Below are 261 nucleotides of genomic sequence, written 5' to 3'. Positions count from 1 at the left end.
CAGCAGAAGTACCGACAGCAGTAACAGACGGTATCGCCTATATTGAAGGTTACAACGTCAACTTACGTAAAGGACCAGGTACGAGCTATTCTAAGATTAGTCAACTAAACAAACCAGAATCTTATATTGTGTGGGCGGAAAAGGATGGTTGGTTAAATCTCGGTGGAGATCAGTGGATTAAGAACGATCCATCTTATGTGAAGTTTAACAAGAAAAGCACAGTAGATTCTTCTATTGTTGGAAAGCGTGTTGTTTCAAAAG

The 261-nt window shown here is 39.8% G+C and carries 1 protein-coding gene; it reads left to right on the top strand.

Features of this window, described 5'->3' with window-relative positions; translation table 11 throughout:
• Window positions 1–261, top strand: a 261-nt coding sequence (locus tag SB753_RS38540; RefSeq protein WP_410805347.1) for a hypothetical protein, incomplete at both ends; no start/stop codon positions are given.

This window comes from Paraburkholderia sp. SIMBA_053, from assembly GCF_046534895.1.
GTDB lineage: Bacteria > Pseudomonadota > Gammaproteobacteria > Burkholderiales > Burkholderiaceae > Paraburkholderia > Paraburkholderia caledonica.
Note: the sequence above shows the minus strand (reverse complement) of the source record. Positions and strands in the feature narration are given on the sequence as shown.